Source organism: Enterococcus bulliens (assembly GCF_053761865.1).
In genome coordinates this window covers 1-1,343 of record NZ_JBSMXK010000054.1, presented here as the reverse complement: position 1 = coordinate 1,343, position 1,343 = coordinate 1, and the positions used below count along the sequence as shown (strand labels likewise).

Genomic DNA, 1,343 nt, shown 5'->3' with positions numbered 1-1,343 from the left:
TTTTTAGTCTGTTCGAATACATGATTACAGTTATTATAACACGAAATCGTGTGTTTAGGGGGAGTAAAAAAAAGAACCCTATAGGGATAGGATTCTTGATACATGATTTTATACAATTTCATGTATTGAACAAATACAATCTAACAAAGGGGTGCCAAAATGTCATACGACTACAGAAAAGGGAAAAAAGAAGCAAAACGAATCGATGATTTCCTCTCGTATACTTATTTTATTGTTATTCTCTAATTTATATTGTGATATAATAAAAAAAATTACATATTATAATAAGAAAGAGTGATTAACATAAAGAAAATAATAAAAAAAGTGGGACTTTTTGTAATTAATTTATCTGCTGTCATTTTATTTTTATTTGTTATCTTTATGGCTGTAGTGTTGTCTTTTTCAATAGCAAACTATCTTTTTAGTGGATTTATTGAAGACTATGTTATAGATACAGAGTTTTATAATTTTATTACAAATATAAATTATAAAACTATTTTCACTGGTTGGTTCAATTTTTCGTTTTTGATTTTTTTATTGTTTTTCCCTTTTACAGTAATATTTAGCTTACTAGATGACTATTTAGTGCTAATTCAGCTTAAGTGGTTCAATAAAATGATGAAAAATATATTAAAGTACAAAAAATTGTATGAAGCTTTTCTTATGAAAGTATGGTTATATGTTCCAATTATATTAACTATTCTACTTAATATTCCAAGTGATAATATAGATTACTTAATATTACTTTTCTCTGCTATATTTGCTTTGAATAGTCTAAAAAACAATCTATCTTTAAAAATAAAAAATTATGTAGATTCTAAATTACTGAAATCCTAAAAAAAAGAACCTCCATAAATCAAGGTTCACAATACACGATTAAAGCAATTTCATGTATGTTAAAAGTTATATTTATTATAATAGTGATTATGTCTACCTAAGGGTTAAATAACTATTTTTATGTTCTAATATGACTTATCAAGATATTTTAATATAGCATTTTTCATAGAATCATGTTTTTCGGAATTATAAGCTGTTTCTTTGTCAAACCAGTTAGATTGATCATAGAGCCATACAGGCATTTTTTTTCTTTCTTCACTTTCCCAATTATATCTAGGAAAAATATGAGCATGTAAAAATTTGTCTGTATTGCCTAGAAGGTTCTGTTGCAAAGTTTTAAATAAAGAATAAAATCCCTTACGGTATCTATGATTTAAGTTGGGATTCCCAATAATACCTTGATTTCAGTACAGACCGAAAACCCGAAGAGAGTGCCTTCTTTTCGGGTTTTCTTATATAATCCTCGAATGGCTTCCATACCTTTAATCGTGGTAGAGGCAGTGCGT

The 1,343-nt window shown here is 26.7% G+C and carries 1 protein-coding gene; it reads left to right on the top strand.

Features of this window, described 5'->3' with window-relative positions; genetic code table 11:
* Positions 1-324: 324 nt before the first annotated feature.
* Positions 325-837: a hypothetical protein gene (locus ACWOEC_RS12190; RefSeq protein ID WP_455308477.1), complete on the top strand. Its 513-nt coding sequence runs from the start codon at positions 325-327 to the stop codon at positions 835-837.
* Positions 838-1,343 lie beyond the last annotated feature (506 nt).